We start from the raw sequence: 18569 nt of genomic DNA, 5'->3' as shown, positions 1-18569 counted from the left end.
TCCTACGGTTTGCGGCCGAGCGCGACCATCAGGAGCTGGCCGGCGCCGGTCCTGCTGAGGTTCTGCTCGTCGGCCGGCCACCACCCGGTCAGATCGACCAGGCCCGGCCTGACCAGGTCGAGGCCGGTGACCAACCGGGCGATCTCGTCCCGGGTCCGGAACCGTCCCCACGGGAAAGCGCTCTTCAGCTTCGCAGCGATCCCGGTCGAAAACGACGACAGCCGGCTGCCGTCGTGCGGGTTCAGCGGGTGGGTGAGGGCCAGGTACGAGCCGGAGGGAACGGCCGCCAGGTAGTCCCCGACCACCTGAACCGCCTCGTCGAGATCGGTGACCGAATGCAGGGACAGGCCGAACAGGAGGCCCACCGGGCGATGCAGATCCAGGCCGGCGGTGACGGCGTGGTGCGCGAGCACGGCGGCCGGGTCGGCCAGGTCGGCGTCGGCGAAGAAGCTGCTCTTCTCGTCCGCGAGCAGCGCCCGCCCGTGTGAGATCGCGGTCAGATCGTTGTCCACGTACACGACCTTCGCGGCCAGGTTCAGCCGGAGCGCGACGTCATGCGTGTTCTGGGCGGTCGGCAGGCCGGCGCCGAGGTCGAGGAACTGGTCGATCCGGCCCTCGGTCGTCATCCGGGTGATCGCCTCGGCCAGCCAGCGCCGGTTCTCCGTACACAGCGTGCGCAGGTCGGGGGCGAGGTCGAGTAGCTCGTGACACAGCTTTCGGTCGACCTCGAAGTGGTTCTTGCCACCCAGCAGCGCGTCGTAAAGTCGCGCCGGGGATGCTCGCGCAAGGTCGATCGGCTCTGTCATCTGCCGCGTTGCACCTCAATTCCCGATCCAAACTCCGACTCGCGGCAAAGGGTATCCACAGAACCTGCCGCTGGCTAACCCGGCCGTGACGAAGAGTTTTCCTCAGCTCGTTCGTCCCAAACAACCGGCCACGGAAAAGGAGACACGAATGGCGAAGGTTCTTTACTCGGTAACAATGTCGGTGGACGGTTTCATCGCCGGTCCGGGCGGTGACATGCAGTGGATGCGCCCGTACCTCGGTCCCAATCCGGAGGTGGACGCGCTGATACCGCGGATCGGTTCGCTGCTGGTCGGCCGCCGCTCGCACGACGGCGACGACCCGCACAAGGGCGAGACCGGCGAGGGCGAAGCGTTCGGCGGCGGCTGGAGCGGTCCGATGTACGTGGTCACGCACCGGGTGCCGGATGCACCGGAGCCCGGTGTCACGTACGTGAATGACTTCGCGCGAGCGCTTGCCGCCGCGAAGGAATCGGCCGGAGACAGGTACGTCAACGTGATCGGCGCCAATGTCGCGAAGCAGTGCATCGAGGCGGGCGAGCTGGACGAAGTGCTGTTGCTGTTCGCGCCGGTGATGCTGGGCGACGGCACCCGTCTGTTCGACCAGGCGGGTGGCCGCACTGTCCGGCTGGAACGGAAGAGCGTCACGGAGACCGCACTGGCGACCAGTCTGTGGTTCGACGTGGTCTAGAAGTCCGCCGCGGTCGGGTGCATGACCGCACGGATCTCCACGGAACGACCGGCGACTCGCGCGTCCGGCAGCAGGCGCGCGAGTTCGACCGCTCGCTCCCGGCTCTCCACGTCGATCAGGTAGTACCCGTCGATCCGGGTCGGTTCGGTGTCCGGCAGCCGAACCGCCAGCTGCGCATCGGCCAGCTGCTCGCCACCAACCAGTTCACCAGCGTCATGAGCAACCCGCTCGAACTCCTGGCGCTGCAACCGCCCCGCACCATCACCCTGCAGGATCAGCAAGAACTTCATCGGCGCTCTCCTCTCACAGATACGACGGAGCCGAGCGCCTGGTCTTGACATGCCGGTCCGACGAACCGCGAGAGAGCTACCTCACCCTGCGACGGCCCAGGCTCGTGCGGTCAGGTGGATCGAGCCGTCCGAGTGGGTTGGCAGGCGGGCGCGCACTGCTTCGCGGAGAGCCTGCTGGTCCGCCGGGGCCAGGCCGCGCAGGTACGCGGGTGCTACGCCCTGGCCACCCAGGAACGGCTGCCAGTAGTCGTCGAAGGACTGGAAGACCGTGGGGACGACGATCTCGCGCGTACGGACCGACTCGAAGCCGGCCTCGCGGAACAGCAGCTCCAGACCTTCGGCGGTGCAGAACGGGAACCGTACGCCCTCGTCGTGATCGCGGTCCTGCGGGCGGAGCTCCTGCATCGCGTCGAAGAAGTACCGCATCAGCTGCATGCCGTCGGCGTAGTCCCACACGTAGGCGGCGACAGTCCCACCGATCGCCCGCATCCGGCGCAGCGCGTCGACCCGCTCGGGGATGAAGTTCAGCACCAGCCCTGCGACCACCACGTCGTACGGCCCGTCCGGCAACTCCGCCGCCGACCGGACCTCGAACGTTGCGCGCGGATCATCCACCGACTCCCGGGCGTACTCGACGAACCCGGCCGACGGGTCGACGCCAAGGACCGCCGCCGGAGCCGCGGTCTGCAGGACCGTGCTGGTCAGCGCGCCAGTCCCACAACCGACATCCAGCCAGCGAAGCCCCTCCGGCCGGTCGAGCCAACCTAGAAACTCCGCCGCGACCAGTCGGCTCCATCGCCCGACATAGGACTCGTAGATGCCCCCGCTCGACCACTCACTCATCCCAGCAGCGTAGGCCCTGCCGTGGCTCGTCGGAGCCGGCTCAAGCGTCCTGTACGCGTTTCACGTACCGGTGTGATGGGACGGGGAACGTGCCGCCGTCGATCGAGGCCGCGTAGTCGAAAGCGCCCGCGTCCGTCCAGCCGCTGCGCTCGTAGAACCGGCGCGCTCGCGCGTTCCCGGTCACGGCTGCCAGCCAGGCCTCGTCGTGCCCGTTGGCGCGCACCTGCCGCTCGGCCTCGGCGAGCAAGGTGCCCGCGACGCCCGAGCCGCGGTGGTCGCGCGCGACGTACACCTGCTCGACCTCGTCGCCGACGACCATCACGAAGCCCGCGATCTCACCGTCGGCCACAGCCACCGTGGTGTCCGCGACGCGGGCCGCCGCGCGGGTACCGAACGACTCCTCGGTCCGCAGTGCGGTCAGCTCGTCCGGTACGTGGCCGAGGTGCCCGTCCTGCCAGCCCAGGTACCAGACCGCTGCCACTGCTTCCGCGTCCGCGGCGGTGGCTGGTCGAACAGTCACAGTCATCTCGTCAGCCTAGGTTGAAACCGGCCGACGGGTGAACCCGTACCGCCCCTTTCCTGGCTCCGCCGAACGCTTTGGAGGAGTTATGGCCAGGGGTCTGATCCGTGCCGATGATCCGTGCGCTCCGTGGGTCGAGTCGGTGACGGAGGTCGTGCGGCAGCAGGGTGGTACGCCGGCTGGGCCGGAGGACTTTGCCGCGCTGTCGGACTGGATGCTCTCGGTGCAGCCTGACCGGTGTTGGGAGAAGACGGTCGAACTGCTGCCCGGGACCGACGAGCTGCAATGGCCTGAGCGTCTTCGGGCGGCACGCACCATCGAGTACGGCTTTGCTCAGGCGGTTGAGCGAGGGCAGCCGGAGCACACCGCCAACGCGGTCCAAACCGCCGCGGAGAAGGCCGACCCGCTCCTCCGCAGACTCACCCAAGACCCCGCCCTCGCCCCGGCCGCCGGTGCTGCAACCACCGCCACCGGCACCACAACTTCCTCAGCCACACCAGACCGCAACGCCAACCGCCACAACCAGCACGGCCTGGGTTAAACACATCCGCCTACGGCGGAGGCGGGAAGGCGAGCGGCCGCTCCGACCAGCACTGCGCCGGCAGCACCTCCCAAGTTACTCCGGGTCGTAGGCGAGGTTGGGGCGTAGCCAGCGTTCGGTCTCGGTGGTTGTGAGGCCTCGGCGGGTGGCGTAGTCGGTGATCTGGTCGCGGCCGAGGCGGCCGACGCTGAAGTACTTTGCTGCCGGGGACGCGAAGATCAGTCCGCTGACCGCCGCGGCCGGTGTCATCGCGTACGACTCGGTCAGTCCGAGCCCGATCTTCTCCGCCTCGAGCAGCTCGAACAGGTCCTTCTTCTCGGTGTGATCCGGGCTGGCCGGGTACCCGAGCGCCGGCCGGATCCCACGGAACCGTTCAGCATGCAGATCCGCCAGCACCGGCTGCACGTCCGGCTCGAACCACGCCTTCCGCGCCTCCAGGTGAATCCACTCCGCGAACGCTTCGGCGAGCCGGTCGGCCAGCGCCTTCACCATGATCGCCTTGTAGTCGTCGTTGCGTTCCTCGTACGACTTCGCCAGCGCCTCGGCACCGTGAATCGCAACCCCGAACCCACCCAGGTGATCTCCGGCCGGCGCGACATAGTCCGCCAGGCACCGGTTGTGCCGCCCGGACGGCTTCTCGGTCTGCTGCCGCAACATCGGGAACGACCGATCCAGACCGTCGAGCACGATGTCGTCCCCCGCGCCGTGCGCCGGCCAGAACCCGTACACGCCCTCGGCCGTGAACGACCCGGCGGCGATGATCTCGTCCAGCAACGTGTTCGCGTCGTCGAACAGCTCCCGCGCGACCGGCTGCTCCAGGATCGCCGGGTATTTGCCCTTCAATTCCCAGGCCAGGAACAAGAACTGCCAGTCGACCATCTCGCGCAACGTCTCGATCGACGGCGACACCCGCTTCAACCCGGTGAAGGCAGGCACCGGCAACTCGCCGTACTCGACCGGCTCCCGGTTCGCGCGCGCCTGCTCGACCGTGAGCAACGGGCTGCGCTGCTTGTTCGCGTGCTGTTCGCGCAGCCGCTCCTGCTCCACACTGTTGCTCTTGGCAAGCGCTTCGGCACGATCCGGGTCGAGCAGATCGGAGACCACACCGACCACGCGAGACGCGTCCAGTACGTGCACGGTGGTGTGATCGTACGCCGGGGCGATCCGGACCGCGGTGTGCTGCTTCGACGTGGTCGCGCCACCGATCAGCAACGGCAGTTTCAGGCCGCGCCGCTCCATCTCGGCGGCAACCGACACCATCTCGTCCAGCGACGGCGTGATCAGCCCGGACAGGCCGACCGCGTCCGCGCCCTCGGCCACCGCGGTGTCCAAGATCCTTGCCGCCGGCACCATGACGCCGAGGTCGACCACCTCGTAGTTGTTGCAGCCGAGCACCACGCCGACGATGTTCTTGCCGATGTCGTGCACGTCGCCCTTGACCGTCGCGAGCACGACCTTGCCCTGCCCACGGACCAGCTCCGCGCGACCTTCCCGCCGGGCCTGCTCCTTCTCCTCCTCCATGAAGGGTTCGAGGTACGCGACCGAGCGCTTCATCACCCGCGCGCTCTTCACCACCTGCGGCAGGAACATCTTCCCGGCCCCGAACAGGTCGCCGACGATCTTCATCCCGGCCATCAACGGACCTTCGATCACCTCCAGCGGCCGCGGCAGCTGCTGCCGCGCCTCCTCGGTGTCGGCCTCGATGTAGTCGACGATGCCGTGGACCAGCGCGTGCGACAGCCGCTCCTCGACTGTTCCTTCCCGCCAGGAAAGGTCGACCTCGCGCTGTTTGCCCTTGCCCTTCACGTTCTCCGCGAAGGCGACCAGCCGGTCGGTGGCGTCGTCGCGGCGGTTGAAGATGACGTCCTCGACCAGCTCCAGCAGGTCCTTCGGGATGTCCTCGTACACCGCGAGCTGGCCGGCGTTCACGATGCCCATGTCCAGGCCGACCTTGCCGGCGTGGAACAGGAACGCCGAGTGCATCGCCTCCCGGACGATGTCGTTGCCGCGGAACGAGAACGACAGGTTCGAGATCCCGCCACTGATGTGTACGCCCGGGCAGCGCGCCTTGATCAGGGGCAACGCGTCGATGAAGTTCTTCGCGTACCCGTTGTGCTCGGCCATCCCGGTGGCGACCGCGAGCACGTTCGGGTCGAAGATGATGTCCTCGGCCGGGAAGCCGAGCTTCTGGGTCAGCAGGTCGTACGCCCGGCCGCAGATCTCCACCTTGCGTTCGGCCGTGTCGGCCTGGCCCTGCTCGTCGAAGGCCATCACCACCGCGCCGGCGCCGTAGTCGCGAATCCGCCGGGCGTGGTCGAGGAACTGCTCCTCGCCCTCCTTCAGGCTGATCGAGTTGACCACGCCCTTGCCCTGCACGCATTTCAGCCCGGTCTCCAGCACCGACCACTTCGAGCTGTCGATCATGATCGGGATCCGGGCCACCTCGGGCTCGGTCGCGATCAGGTTCAGGAACGTGGTCATCGCCTGCTCGCTGTCCAGCAGGTCGGCGTCCATGTTCACGTCCAGCAGGTTCGCGCCGCCGCGGACCTGCTCCAGCGCCACGTCCACCGCGGCCTGGTGGTTGTCGCCCTCGATCAGCCGGCGGAACTTCGCCGACCCGGTCACGTTGGTCCGCTCGCCGATCATCACGAACCCGGTGTCGGCGCCGATCTTGAACGGCTCCAGCCCGGAGAACCGCGTGGTGTGGTCGGTGGCCACGACGGTACGCGGCGGGACGCCCTTCACCGACTCGGCGATCCGCGCGATGTGCGCCGGCGTCGTACCGCAGCAGCCGCCGACGATGTTCACCAGACCGGACTCGGCGAACTCTTCAAGCATCCCGGCGGTCTCGTCGGGCGTCTCGTCGTACCCACCGAACGCGTTCGGCAGGCCGGCGTTCGGGTGCGAGGCGACGTACGTACCCGCGAACCGGGCCAGATCGGCGACGTGCGGCCGCATCTCCTCGGCACCGAGAGAGCAGTTGACGCCGACCACCAGCGGATCGGCGTGCTCGATCGAGCTCCAGAACGCCTCGACGGTCTGACCGGACAGCGTCCGCCCGCTGAGGTCGACGATGGTGACCGAGATCCACAGCGGAAGGTGCGGGGCGACCTCCCGGGCCGCGGCGACGGCCGCCTTCGCGTTCAGGGTGTCGAAGATGGTCTCGATCAGCAGCAGGTCGACGCCGCCCTCGGCGAGCGCGGCGATCTGCTCGGCGTACGTGGCCTTGACCGTTTCGAACGTGACCGCGCGATACGCCGGGTCCTCGACCCGCGGGCTCAGCGACAGCGTGACGTTCAGCGGGCCGATCGATCCGGCGACGAACTTCGGGCTGTCCGGGGTGGCGTACTCGTCCGCCGCCTGCCGGGCGAGCCTGGCGGCGGCGAGGTTCATCTCCCGTACGTACGCCTGCAGGCCGTAGTCCGCCTGGCCGATGCCGGTCGCGGTGAAGGTGTTCGTGGTGGTGATGTCGGCGCCGGCCGCCAGGTACTGCCGGTGGACGTCGAGGATCACGTCCGGCCGGGTCAGGTTGATCAGGTCCGGATCGCCGGTCACGTCGTGGGTGTGGTCGCCGAAGCGATCGCCGGCGTAGTCCGCGGGCTCGAGCTTGGCGTTCTGCAGCATTGTGCCCCAGGCACCGTCGAGTACGACGATCCGCTGGTCGAGCAGCTCGCGCAGCGCGGTCTCGGTCATCTGCCGTCCCCTCCAGAAACGATCTCCGGAGGCGCCCTTGCAGGGTGCACGCGGGCGTGCACTCAGGTCGAGCGTGGCGGGCCGGCGGCCCGTTGCAGCGCCTCTCGGCCTGGATCGTCCATGCTAGCGGCGGCAGCGTCCGCGACGAGCACCTCAGATCACATTGTAAGACGCTGTTTCAAGGAGTGATCAGCTCAAGGGGTGATCAGGGCCTGCAGACCCGGCGCGTACAGAGCGACGACCTGATCCAGATCAGCAACGGCGATCGGGCCGGTCTTGTCGATCGCGATCGCGGCGCCGAGGCCGAGCAGCTGGCCGGTGATCAGCGCGGCCCGCAGCTCGGCGTCCGGACCGGTGAGCCGGGCGGCGAAGGCGCGGGTGACCTGGTCGCGGAAGTGGTCCCGGATCTGGGCCCGCTCGTCCCCCTTGCCGGCCGCGAACACGACCCGGACCAGCAGGTCCTGGTCGTTCTCGCGCCGGTACTCGACCAGGGTCCGGACGGCGTGCTCGCCGAGCCGCTCGTTCGGCGCCTGCAGCAACAGCTGGGCGGCCTCGCTGAAGTCGGCGACCTTCTCGAAGAGCGCTTCCTTGCTGCCGTAGTGCTTGACGATCAGGGCGGCGCTGACACCTGCGTCGGCGGCGACCCCGCGCAGTGTGACCGCGTTGTACGGCTCCCGCGCGAACGCCTTCCGCGCCGCGCGCAGGATCGAGGTCCGCCCCGGATCCGTCACGTCCTGACCACCTCGTACGCGGGCTCGGTCCGGCGGACCGGGATCAGCAACGCCAGCCCGGCCGCGACCACGGCCGCGATCCCCGCGACCACGAACACGATCCGGTACGCCGCCAGCGCGGGCGCGACCCGGCCGCCGTCCGTGATCGTGATGTTCGCCAGTACGGTGGCGACGACCGTGCTGCAGATCGCGGACCCGATCGTCCGCATCAGCGTGTTCAGGCCGTTGGCGGCGGCGGTTTCGGTCACCGGCACAGCATGCATGATCAGGGCAGGCAGTGCCGAGTACGCCACGGCCGTACCCGCCGAGACCACGGTCGCGCCGATCACGATGCCGGCCACGTTCGAGCTGGTGAACAGGCGCACCACGTACCCGGCGGCCATCAGCACGGACGCGATCGCCAGCGTGAACCGCGGACCGCGCGCGTTCGAGATTCGCGCGGATACCGGCGAGAGCAGCACCATCGCCACCCCGCCCGGCAGCAGGCAGAGTCCGCTCACCACGATCGATTCGCCGAGTCCGTACCCGGTCCAGGTCGGCTCCTGGACGAGCTGAGCAGTCGAGAGCGAGTTGGCGTAGAACGCGAAGCCGATCAGCAGCGCGCCGAGATTGGTGTAGAGCACGGCCGGTCGCGCGGAGACCCGGAGGTCGACGAGTGGGCTCTTCGTCCGCAGTTCGTACCAGCCCCAGAGCGGGACCATCAGGATCGCGATCGCGGACAGGCCGACGATGCTCGTCGTACTCCAGCTGCCGCTCTTCGAGACCGCGAGCAGCAGGCAGACCAGGAACGCGCTGAGGCCGACGGCGCCGAGTACGTCGAAGCGCCCGCGGGACCGGACGGCCGACTCCGGGACGATCAGCAGGACGATCACGATGTCGAGCAGGCCAAGGCCGAGGTTGATCCAGAACATCGTGTGCCAGTTGGCGTACTCGACCACCAGCGTCGCGGCCGGGATGCCGAACGCGGCGCCGACGCCGAGGGTCGCGCTCATCATCGCGATCGCCGGGATGACCCGGGCGGGTGGCAGTTCGTCGCGCAGGATGCTGATCCCGAGCGGTACGACCGCGACCGCCGCGCCCTGAAACGCGCGGCCGACGATCAGTACGGTCAGGTCGGAGCTGCTGGCGCAGAGCAAGGAGCCGATCACCATCGACGACAGCGCGATCAGCAGCACGCGGCGTTTGCCGTACATGTCGCCGGCGCGGCCGAGCAGCGGGGTGAAGACGGCACCGGTGAGCAGCGTGACGGTGATCAGCCAGCTCACGTCGGACGGCGGGCTGTGGGTGATGCCGGGCAGCACCGGCAGGAGCGGCACGACGATGGTCTGGCTGACCGAGACGAGCACGCCACAGAAGGCGAGCGCGGCCAGGATCAGGCGCGGATGGACGGCAGGACGGACGGTCAAGCGCGGAGTCCTCACAGGGGTGAACAACTGTTTACTCGAGCATCGTAAACGCTTGTTCACCCCGGCCGGTAGTGATCCCGGCCACCGCTCACCGGCCGGACAGGCCGATCGGGCCCGAAGCGCTCGAGGGGGAGGAGAGCGCTGGGCCCGATCGGTGCGGTCCGCTGGGGAGGGGGTACGGCGTCAGCGGACCGGGCCGGTGATGAGCTCGATGGTGGCCTTGTGGGTCTGACCGGACTGGTCGGTCCAGCCGACCTCCACCTTGTCGCCCGGGTGCTGGTTGTTCAGCAGCTTGGACAGCGCGTCCGGGGAGTCGACCGCGTGCCCGCCGAAGGAGGTGATCACGTCACCGGCGGAGATGCCGGCCGCGGCCGCGTGGCCGGTGGAGAGTACGTCGCCGACGACCGCGCCGGTGGTGCCCGGCGTGGTGACGACCGAGACCCCGAGCATCGCGGAGTCGCCGATGTGGACGGCGGACGACGACTTGCCGTTCTCGATCTGCTGGGCGATCGACAGCGCTTCGTTGATCGGAATCGCGTACCCCTCGGTCGCGGTCCCGTTGCCGTTCCCCTGCGCGTTGCCGGAGCCGTCGCCGTTGCTCTGGCCGTTCCCGTTGTCCTGGCCGTTCCCGTTGTCCTGGCCGTTCCCGTTGCCGGAACCGTTGCCGTTGCCGTCGCCGAAGCCGCCGAACGGGAAGCCGTTTCCGTCGCCGTACCCGTTGTCCTGCCCGTTCCCGTACCCGTACCCGTTGTCGCCGGCCGTCGCCAGCGTCGCGGTGGCAGCATGCGCGGTGCTGGCCGAGGTCTGCCCCCGGTAGCCCTGCCCGCCGCCGTTCGCACTGCCGCCCGCCACGTCGACCCCGACCACCTGGCCGCTCGCGTTCACCAGCGGGCCGCCGGAGTCGCCGGCCTGGATGTTCGCGTTGGTCTGGATCAGGTTCTTCAGGTTCTCCGGGTCCTGCCCGTTCTGGTCGGTCGCGGTGATCGCCTGGCCGAGCGCGGTCACCTTCCCGCTCGCATAGCTCGGCGTACCGCCGGCGCCGCCCGCGTTCCCGACCCCGACCACCTGGTCGCCGACCTTCACCTGGTCGGAGTTGCCGGTCTTCGCGGTCTGCAGGCCGGCGGCGTCCTTCAGTTGCAGGACGGCGATGTCGTGCTGCGAGTCGTACCCGACCACGCTCGCCTTGTACGTCTTGCCGTTGCCGATGTCGGTCACGGTGATCGACGTGGCGCCTTCGACCACGTGGTGGTTGGTGAGCACCTCGCCGTTGGAGGTGAGCACAATCCCGGTACCGGCGGCCCGTGCGCCCTCATACCCGAGCACGGTGTTCACGTCGACCAGGCCCGGCGACACGTTCGCCGCCACCGACGAGGCGTCGAAAGCCTTCTGGGACAGCTGCGAGGTGCTCCGGTCGGCGCGCTGATCGATGCCCCAGGCAACCGATCCGGCGACCAGGACGGCGGCCAGACCCAGTACGCCGGCACCGAGCAGTCGCCGCCGGTGCTTCTTCGGCGGCTGCGGCGGCGGACCGAACGGGTACGGCGGTTGCCCACCGTACGGCGGCTGTCCACCGTAGTACGGCTGCCCGTACCGCGGCCCGCTGTACTGCCCACCCGGGTAACCCGGCCCGCCGTACCGCGGCCCACCCTGTTGCGGCCCACCGGACTGCTGTCCGCCCCCGTACTGCCCGCCGCTCTCGCTCATTGCCGTCGCCCTCCTCAGCCATTTCCCTCTACTACGAGTAGAGCGCGCCAGCCTGAGAAGTCCATCGGCCCAACCAAGGAATCACCTGAGAATCGACTCCAAGCCACCAGATCTGCCCAAATGATTACTATCAGTGACCTAGCGCAGGTCGCGGAAGAACTCCCTGACGTCGCCGACCAGCAGTTCGGGCTCTTCCAGCGCGGCGAAGTGGCCGCCGTGGTCGACGTCGGTCCAGCGGGTGATGTTGTTCGACGGCTCGCAGTAGCGGCGGATCGCCACGTCGTGCGCGAGGGCCAGTACGGCGGTCGGGACACCCGAGTTCGGCCGGGGCGTCCAGTCCCGCGGCTGCGCGTACCCGATGTACGCGGCCGAGCCGCCGGTGCCGGTCAGCCAGTACATCATCACGTTCGTCAGCAACCGGTCCTTGCTGATGATTGCCTCCGGCAAGGTTTCGGCCGGGTGCGTCCAGGCGTGGAACTTGTCCATGATCCAGGCCAGCTGCGCGATCGGCGAGTCGACCAGCCCGTACGCCAGGGTCTGCGGCCGGGTCGACTGGATCGAGATGTAGCCGAACTCGTCCTGCATGAACTGCCCGATCCGCGCCATCTTGTCCTGCTCCAGCGGCGTCAGCGACTTCAGCTCGTCCTCGGACAGCTCCATCGGCGGCAGGTTCGTCCCGCCGTTGGTGTGGACGCCCACCACGCGCTCCGGCACCGCCCGGGCGACCTCCGGTGACACCGACCCGCCGAGGTCACCACCTTGCACGCCGAACCGCTCGTACCCGAGCCGGCTCATCAGCTCGGCCCACACCCGCCCGATCCGCGGGAACGTCCAGTTGTCATCCGCCGTCGGCCCCGAGAACCCGAACCCGGGCAGCGCCGGAATCACGACATGGAACGCGTCCGCCGCCTGCCCGCCGTGCGCGACGGGGTCGGTCAGCGGGCCGATCAGGTCCAGGAACTCGACGATCGATCCCGGCCAGCCGTGCGTGAGCATCAGCGGCAGCGCGTCCGGCTCCGCGGAGCGGACATGGATGAAGTGAATCCGCTGCCCTTCGATCTCGGTGGTGAACTGCGGGTACGAGTTGAGCTCCTTCTCGGCGGCCCGCCAGTCGTACGAAGTGCGCCAGTACTCGGCCAGCTCCGACAGCCAGGACACCGGGACACCGGTGGTCCAGTCGTCGCCGGGCAGCGGCGCGGGGAGGCGGGTGCTCGCCAGCTTGGCGGCGAGGTCGTCGAGGGTGCTCTGCGGGATGTCGATGCTGAACGGCTTGATCATGGTTTTAGTCTTCCAGCCAGTTAGGACAGCTACAGTCCTAACTGGCTGGCAAACTGTCACCATGCTCGAAACTTCCGCTCGACTGCTCCGGCTCCTGTCACTCCTGCAGCAACCCAAGGAGTGGAGCGGCGCCGCTCTGGCCGAGGAGCTGGGCGTCGGGGTCCGCACCGTTCGGCGTGACGTCGACAAGCTGCGCAACCTGGGCTATCCGGTCGACGCCGTGTCCGGGGTGGCCGGCTACCGCCTCGGCGCGGGTGCCTCGCTGCCGCCGCTGCTGCTCGATGACGAGGAGGCGGTGGCGGTGGCGGTCGGACTGCGGGCCGCAGCGACCGGCACCGTGGCCGGTACTGAGGAGTCGTCGGTGCGGGCGCTGACCAAGCTCGAACAGGTCCTCCCGTCGCGACTGCGGCACCGGATCGAGCTGCTGCAGCAGATCGCGGTCACCCCGGAGAGCGGTCCGGCCGTACTGCCTGACGTACTGCTCGCGGTCGCTGCGACCTGCCGCGACCACCAGCGACTCCGGTTCGACTACCGCAACCACGACGGTACGGCGACCACCCGGACAACTGAGCCGCACCGGCTCGTACACACCGGTCGCCGGTGGTACCTGGTGGCGTGGGACCTGGACCGGGAGGACTGGCGTACGTTCCGGCTCGACCGGCTCGAGCCGCGGATTCCGACCGGGCCGCGCTTCACCCCACGCGAAGCGCCGGACCTGGCGAGCACGATCCGTGGCGTCGCCTCCGGGGCGTACCGGCATCAGGCCCGCATCTTGGTCCGTGCACCGGCCGAACAGGTGGCCGACCGGTACGGGACGCATGTCGCGGCAGTGACACCGATCGACGAGGCGACCACGCTGGTCGAGACCGGGGCGAACTCGCTCGAACATCTCGCACTGCATCTCGGTGCGCTCGGCCTGCCGTTCGAGGTGCAGTCACCGCCGGAGCTGGTCGACTGCATCCGCGAGTTGACGACGCGCCTGATGGAGTCCGTACCACCGCTGTGACCGGTAGCGTTCAGACATGCAGGATCGGTACGTCGAGACCGTACTGGGCCGGATCCGTTTGCGGATCGACGGGTCCGGCCCCGCGCTGCTGTTCTGGCCGAGTCTGTTGATGGACGGCACGCTCTGGTCCGCGCAGGCCGAGCACTTCGCCGGCCGCTTCCAGGTGATCCTGGTCGATCCACCGGGGCACGGCGGCAGTGCATTGTTGACAAAGCCGTTCAGCTTCGCGGAGTGCGCGCGGGTCGTACTGCAGATTGTCGACGATCTTGGTGTCGACAAGGTCCACCTGATCGGGAACAGCTGGGGCGGAATGATCGGCGGGACCTTCGCGGCCCTGCACCCGGACCGGACCGGGCGCGCCGTCCTGATGAACGCGACCGCCTCCCCCGCGGGCCGCCGGCAGCGCTTCGAGTACGGCGTGCTGACCCGGTCGGCGCACCTTCTCGGCGGAGTTCGCGGACCACTCACCCGACCGGTGCTGGGCGCGTTCCTCGGCCCGACCGCGGCACGGGAGAAGCCAGAAGTTGTTGCCAAGGTCAACGACCTCGTCCACCGGGTGAACGTCCGCTCCGGGATGCACGCCGTCACCAGCGTGGTCATCCGTAGGCCGGACCAACGAGCACTGTTCCACGCGATCCGTTCGCCGGTACTGGTGGTGGCGGGCGCCGAGGATCAGACTTTCCCGGTCGCGGAGACCAAGGTGATGGCCGACGCTATTCCGGGCGCGCGGTTCGTGGTGCTCGAACAGGCCGCACACTTGGCCGCTTTGGAATCACCGAAGCAGGTCAACGCGCTGATTGACGACTTCCTGGCTGAGCACTGACCCTCGCCCTGCTGAAACCCTGCAGGGCGAGGCAGTTCTCAGTGGTTGATTCTCAGCTGACGACGGCGCCGGACTTCGGGTCCAGGATCAGCTTCCTGGTGTTCGGGTGCCCCCAGAAGCTGAACATGCTGTTCATGCTGCCGGCCCGCTGATCGAACGAGTGGTCGCCGATCCGCCCGGTCCGCCAGTTGTCCTCGATGAACTTCAGGACCGAGGTCTGGTCGGTCAGTGCGTGGTCGACGTGGTTCGTCTTCGCGTAGGGCGACACGACGAGCAGCGGCAGCCGCGGGCCGTACCCACACCGATCGGCGTACCCGCCGGCAGCCGGCTTCGAGCCGCACAGTGCGGCCTGGTCGAGCGCCGCGTCGTGGGAACCGTTCACCACCGGTGCCTTCACGTGGTCGTACCAACCGTCGGAGTCGTCGTACGCCAGCACGACTGCCGTCGACGACCATTCCTTCGACTTCTGCAGCTGGTTCAGCTCCTTCACCACGAACGCCTGCTCGTCCAGCGGGTCCGAGTACCCGGCGTGGCCGTCCTGGTATTCGCCGGCCTTCAGGAAGCTGACCGCGGGCAGGTTGTTCGCGGCAACGGCCGCGTCGAAGTCGGACGTGTCGTACTGGTGGTTGGCCTGGTCGGTCTTGCCGATCGCGGCCACCGACGACGGCGGCAGGTGTTTCGGGTTCGCCGTCGACCGGTAGTACTGGAACGGCTCGTGGTGCGGACTGTAGTCCGTCGCCAGGTTTCCGCCGACGTTGGCGTGCTGCGTACCGCAGACCACCTTGTCGTTGGCGGTCCCGGTCGGCTTGAACCCGCCCTGGAACCAGCCCCACGTGACGTGCTGCCGGTTCAGCAGGTCGCCGATGTTCTGCCCGTGCATCACGGCCAGGTTGTTCGCCGACTTGCCGTTGTTGTTGGAGCAGTCGTCGTAGTACGGGTCGGGGTCGTTGGTCATGGTGCCAATCCCGTTCTGGTCCGGCGACTGCACCGCGTACGCGTCCGTGGTCGGCTTGCCGGTCTTCGGGTCCATCGCCTGGACGCCGTGCGTCTGTCCGGAGATCAGGTTGATCGCGCCGGGCGTCGACGGGCCGTACACGCTGTCGAACGAGTTGTCGTTCAGCGCGTAGTGCTGGGCGTAGTTCCACATCGCGGTGACGGTGTTGCCATCGTAGTAGTCCATCACCAGACCGGGCTCGCCGAACAGTACGGGCTGGCCGGTGCACTTGTCCGTCTCGGTGTTCTCGACGAACTTGTCCATCTTGCCGCCGTTGACCGCCTTCTGCTCCGCGCTGTACCCGTGGTTCTGGTCGCAGGTCAGCGCCTGCGACGGCGCGAGCCGCTTCGGGTTGTACGCGTTCGGGTTGTGCGTCAGCAACTGCTTGGACAGACCGTTCACCTTGGGCGTGTGCCGGGCCGCGGTGAAGGGCGTGCCATTCTCGTTGGTGGCGTTGGGATACGTACCGAAGTAGTGGTCGAACGAGATGTTCTCGCCGAAGATCACCACCACGTGCTTGATCGGCGTGGTCGTCCGCACCGGGTGCTGGTACGCCGCGGCGTCCAGCTGGTACGCGGCGTTGGTCAGTTGATGAGTGGTACCGCTGCAACCCGCAGCCAGCACCAGGCCGGTCGCGGCCGCGGCAGCCGTCGCCGCGACCCGGAGTCTTGCGCGCATGCCTTCTCCTTCTGGGTAACTCATTCCAGCAGCGACTTTGCGTAGTGGTCGTTGCCGTCCCGGACACCGGGAAGCACAAAGAAGTAGCCGCCACCGACCGGCCGGATGTAGTCGACGAGCGGCTCATCGGCCAACCGGGTCTGCACGGCCACGAACTGCCGGGCGATGTCCTGCTGATACGCGCAGAACAACAGGCCCAGGTCCAGGTCACCGACCGAATCGATGCCCTTGTCGTAGTTGTAGCCGCGCCGCAGGAACTGACTGGCGGCAGTCTCCGGCGTACGCGGGTTGGCCCGGCGGATGTGACTGGTCAACGGGATCGCGCCACCGGTCGGATCGGCCGCGTAATCCGGGCTGTCGGTTTCGTGGTTGCCGTCCAACGGTGCACCGGAGTCGCGGCGCCGGCCGAACATGTTCTCCTGCTCACCGATCGACACCCGGTCCCAGAACTCGACCAGCATCCGGATCTGTCGAAGTACCTGGTAAGTACCACCCTCGGTCCAGGGCGGCTCGCCGTTGCCGCGGCCGACCCAAACCAGCTTGTCGTACTCCGACTGGGCCGGGTTGACGATGCCGTCCTTGAACCCCATCAGGTTGCGGGGCGTACCGGATGGGCGCGGCGGGCTTTGAAAGCCGTCGATCCGCCAGCGGAGCTGCATTCCGCCCCGGGTGTGCCGAGCGAGGTCGCGGAGCGCGTGCAGGACGGTGTCGGTGTCACTCGCGCAGAGTTGGAGGCTCAGGTCGCCGTGGCACAGGCTCGGGTCCAGGGTGTCGTTCGGGAACTCCTTCATCGCGGTCAACCTGGCCGGTTTGCGGGCCTTGAGACCGTACCGGTCGTCGAAGAGCGAGGCGCCGACGCCGACGGTGATCGTGAGGTCGTCGGCCGGCATGTCCGGTCCGAGTACGCCGGAGTCGGGTGGTGGCGCGGTGATTCCGACGGGTGGAAGCGCACCGCCGGTAGTCAGTAGCCGGGCCCGCTCGGTCAGGGTCTTGAACAGGTCGGTCAACTCATCTTTGCCCACAGCAACCACGTCGAAGGAGGCAAACACAGCTTGTCGCTGCTGACCGGTAGTAACACCAGCCTGATGCACTCCATGGAACGGGACGGGCGCCGGAGCACCCGCCGACTGGGCGGCGGCTGTGGTCGTGGTCGAGCCGGCAGCCGCGGCGCCGGTGGCAGCGGCCGCCGTCGCACCAGTGGCAGCTGACGCTGCTGTGCCGGTGGCAGCTGCCGCGCCGGCGCCTGCCAGTGCGCCGCGGAGGAAAGAGCGGCGGCCGACGCTCCCGCGCTCCGCGCCCAATGCAGCAGCGGATGCATCAGCGGATGCATCAGCGGATGCAGCGAGGGATGCAGCGGGTGATCGGCGCTCTGGGCATGCCGGCGGCTCGGGCTTCATCATCCCCTCCTGACTTCACAGAGGGTGGCTACTGGGGCCAGTACTTCCAGGAGTTGGCCGACGGCGCCGTTGAGTTGTTCTCTGGTGGTGCGGTTCAGTTGGTTGACCGGGGTGTTCTGATGGGCGGTCAGCAGGGTTCGTACCCGCGCCTCCCACTTCCGTACCTGCGGCAGCTCGGGATAACGCGGTTCGAGTACGGGATCGAGAATCGCGAGCACCGTCGCCGTGCCGTTCAAGTTCGCCAGCGCGGTGTTCAGCGACGTACCGCTGCCCTGATCGTTCTCCCCGGTCAGCTCGAACTGCAGCGCGTTCTCCATGATCTCGTGCGCGCGCAGACCCAGATCGTCAGGATCGACCTGCTCGTTCGGCAAATCCGCCTGCAACCCGTGCACCGCGGCCGCCAACCGATCCGCGACCGGCTTCAGCACCACGGCCGGAGCGCCGTGCCACAACCCCTTCTCCAACGGATGAAACCCTGCGTCAGGCCCGTCGATCCGGTCCGCGAAGTCACCGAACGCGCCGTAAGCAGCGCCCAGCGAGTTGTACGCCAGGTGAGCGCCCAGCCAGTCGGCCCGTGCCGCCGCCAGCTCCCCCGCGCCCACGTCGGCGCGCAACTTGTCGGTCTTCGCCGCCAGCGCGGCGACCCCGGACGCGACCGACGCCTCGTACCGCTTGACCAACGGCAGCATGTCGTTCTTCGTCACCGGAACCGCCGCCGCCCCAGCCACGGCATCACCGGTCAGCGTGACCGTCGGCCCGGTGATCGGATCGGTGTCCTCGATCAGGCACCGGATCGCGTACTTGCCGGCGCCGAGTTGCACGTCCATCGGCGCGCTGGTGTTCGGTCCGAGGCCCTCCACCTCGCCGTACACCTTCCCGCTGCCGATCTCGACCAGATCGACCTCCGCGGCGGCGGACCCGGTGTTGTGGACGACGATCGTCTGCCGCCCCGCCTTCGGATCGGTCCAGCCCTGACCGCACTGACTCCGCGAGATCGTGATCCCACCCGGACCGCTCGACGCGTCAGCAGACCCCTCCCAGGGCCGCCAGACCGTCACCCCAGCTGCCGTACCGACCAGCACCAGCGCGACAGCCGCCGGCAGCAGACGGGGGGTGCGCACGACAGGATGCTCCTGGGACTCGGCGGGCGATCGGCGATTTACATTCGCGG

The 18569-nt window shown here is 68.4% G+C and carries 16 protein-coding genes; 4 read left to right on the top strand and 12 right to left on the bottom strand.

Annotation, left to right across the window (positions count from 1 at the left end):
- Positions 1–2: 2 nt before the first annotated feature.
- The gene (locus HDA44_RS32685) at positions 3–806 is read right to left on the bottom strand and encodes an SAM-dependent methyltransferase (RefSeq protein ID WP_184841097.1); all 804 of its coding nucleotides are present in this window, start codon (positions 804–806) and stop codon (positions 3–5) included.
- Positions 807–954: 148 nt separating this feature from the next.
- Here HDA44_RS32685 and HDA44_RS32680 point away from each other — a divergent pair, with 148 nt between their 5' ends.
- On the top strand, positions 955–1494 hold the full coding sequence (locus HDA44_RS32680; RefSeq protein WP_184841095.1) for a dihydrofolate reductase family protein: 540 nt from the start codon (positions 955–957) through the stop codon (positions 1492–1494).
- Here the strand turns inward: HDA44_RS32680 and HDA44_RS32675 are convergent.
- From HDA44_RS32675 to HDA44_RS32665, 3 genes are all read right to left on the bottom strand, one after another.
- On the bottom strand, positions 1491–1784 hold the full coding sequence (locus HDA44_RS32675; RefSeq protein WP_184841093.1) for a YciI family protein: 294 nt from the start codon (positions 1782–1784) through the stop codon (positions 1491–1493). The two genes, HDA44_RS32680 and HDA44_RS32675, sit on opposite strands and share 4 nt — an antisense overlap.
- A gap of 81 nt (positions 1785–1865) precedes the next feature.
- Entirely contained in the window at positions 1866–2627 is a 762-nt protein-coding gene (locus HDA44_RS32670) for a class I SAM-dependent methyltransferase (RefSeq protein ID WP_184841091.1), read from the bottom strand.
- 40 nt (positions 2628–2667) lie between these two features.
- Positions 2668–3153 (bottom strand): GNAT family N-acetyltransferase, encoded by a 486-nt coding sequence (locus HDA44_RS32665; RefSeq protein ID WP_184841088.1) that lies wholly within the window; start codon positions 3151–3153, stop codon positions 2668–2670.
- 136 nt (positions 3154–3289) lie between these two features.
- Here HDA44_RS32665 and HDA44_RS32660 point away from each other — a divergent pair, with 136 nt between their 5' ends.
- Positions 3290–3688 carry a hypothetical protein gene (locus HDA44_RS32660; protein WP_184841086.1) on the top strand — a complete coding sequence of 133 codons (399 nt, stop codon included), beginning with the start codon at positions 3290–3292 and terminating at the stop codon, positions 3686–3688.
- 75 nt (positions 3689–3763) lie between these two features.
- Here the strand turns inward: HDA44_RS32660 and metH are convergent, their stop codons facing one another.
- The 5 genes from metH to HDA44_RS32635 all read right to left on the bottom strand — a co-directional run bounded on the left by metH (position 3764) and on the right by HDA44_RS32635 (position 12500).
- On the bottom strand, positions 3764–7381 hold the full coding sequence (metH, locus tag HDA44_RS32655; protein ID WP_184841084.1) for a methionine synthase: 3618 nt from the start codon (positions 7379–7381) through the stop codon (positions 3764–3766).
- Between the two features lie 194 nt (positions 7382–7575).
- Positions 7576–8112, bottom strand: a complete 537-nt coding sequence (locus HDA44_RS32650; RefSeq protein ID WP_184841081.1) for a TetR/AcrR family transcriptional regulator — start codon at positions 8110–8112, stop codon at positions 7576–7578.
- Positions 8109–9518 carry an MFS transporter gene (locus tag HDA44_RS32645; RefSeq protein ID WP_202887687.1) on the bottom strand — a complete coding sequence of 470 codons (1410 nt, stop codon included), beginning with the start codon at positions 9516–9518 and terminating at the stop codon, positions 8109–8111. Before HDA44_RS32645 ends, HDA44_RS32650 begins: the two co-directional genes overlap by 4 nt.
- 183 nt (positions 9519–9701) lie before the next feature.
- Positions 9702–11222 (bottom strand): S1C family serine protease, encoded by a 1521-nt coding sequence (locus tag HDA44_RS32640; protein WP_184841077.1) that lies wholly within the window; start codon positions 11220–11222, stop codon positions 9702–9704.
- A gap of 138 nt (positions 11223–11360) precedes the next feature.
- Complete coding sequence (locus HDA44_RS32635) at positions 11361–12500, bottom strand: epoxide hydrolase family protein (protein WP_184841075.1); 1140 nt, start codon at positions 12498–12500, stop codon at positions 11361–11363.
- 61 nt (positions 12501–12561) lie between these two features.
- On the opposite strand from HDA44_RS32635, the gene HDA44_RS32630 reads away from it, so the two are divergent.
- Together HDA44_RS32630 and HDA44_RS32625 are read left to right on the top strand one after the other, a co-directional pair.
- Positions 12562–13506 carry a helix-turn-helix transcriptional regulator gene (locus HDA44_RS32630; protein ID WP_184841073.1) on the top strand — a complete coding sequence of 315 codons (945 nt, stop codon included), beginning with the start codon at positions 12562–12564 and terminating at the stop codon, positions 13504–13506.
- 16 nt (positions 13507–13522) lie between these two features.
- Positions 13523–14329 carry an alpha/beta fold hydrolase gene (locus tag HDA44_RS32625; protein WP_184841071.1) on the top strand — a complete coding sequence of 269 codons (807 nt, stop codon included), beginning with the start codon at positions 13523–13525 and terminating at the stop codon, positions 14327–14329.
- Positions 14330–14381: 52 nt separating this feature from the next.
- Here HDA44_RS32625 and HDA44_RS32620 read toward each other — a convergent pair whose 3' ends face one another.
- From HDA44_RS32620 to HDA44_RS38755, 3 genes are all read right to left on the bottom strand, one after another.
- Entirely contained in the window at positions 14382–16001 is a 1620-nt protein-coding gene (locus HDA44_RS32620; protein WP_184841069.1) for a phospholipase C, read from the bottom strand.
- A 20-nt stretch (positions 16002–16021) separates the two neighbouring features.
- Entirely contained in the window at positions 16022–17251 is a 1230-nt protein-coding gene (efeB, locus tag HDA44_RS32615) for an iron uptake transporter deferrochelatase/peroxidase subunit (protein WP_420488559.1), read from the bottom strand.
- A 146-nt stretch (positions 17252–17397) separates the two neighbouring features.
- The gene (locus tag HDA44_RS38755; protein ID WP_184841066.1) at positions 17398–18519 is read right to left on the bottom strand and encodes an imelysin family protein; all 1122 of its coding nucleotides are present in this window, start codon (positions 18517–18519) and stop codon (positions 17398–17400) included.
- Positions 18520–18569: the final 50 nt, after the last annotated feature.

It is taken from the genome of Kribbella solani, assembly GCF_014205295.1.
GTDB classification, from domain to species: Bacteria; Actinomycetota; Actinomycetes; order Propionibacteriales; family Kribbellaceae; genus Kribbella; species Kribbella solani.
This window is presented reverse-complemented; position numbering and strand designations above follow the sequence as displayed.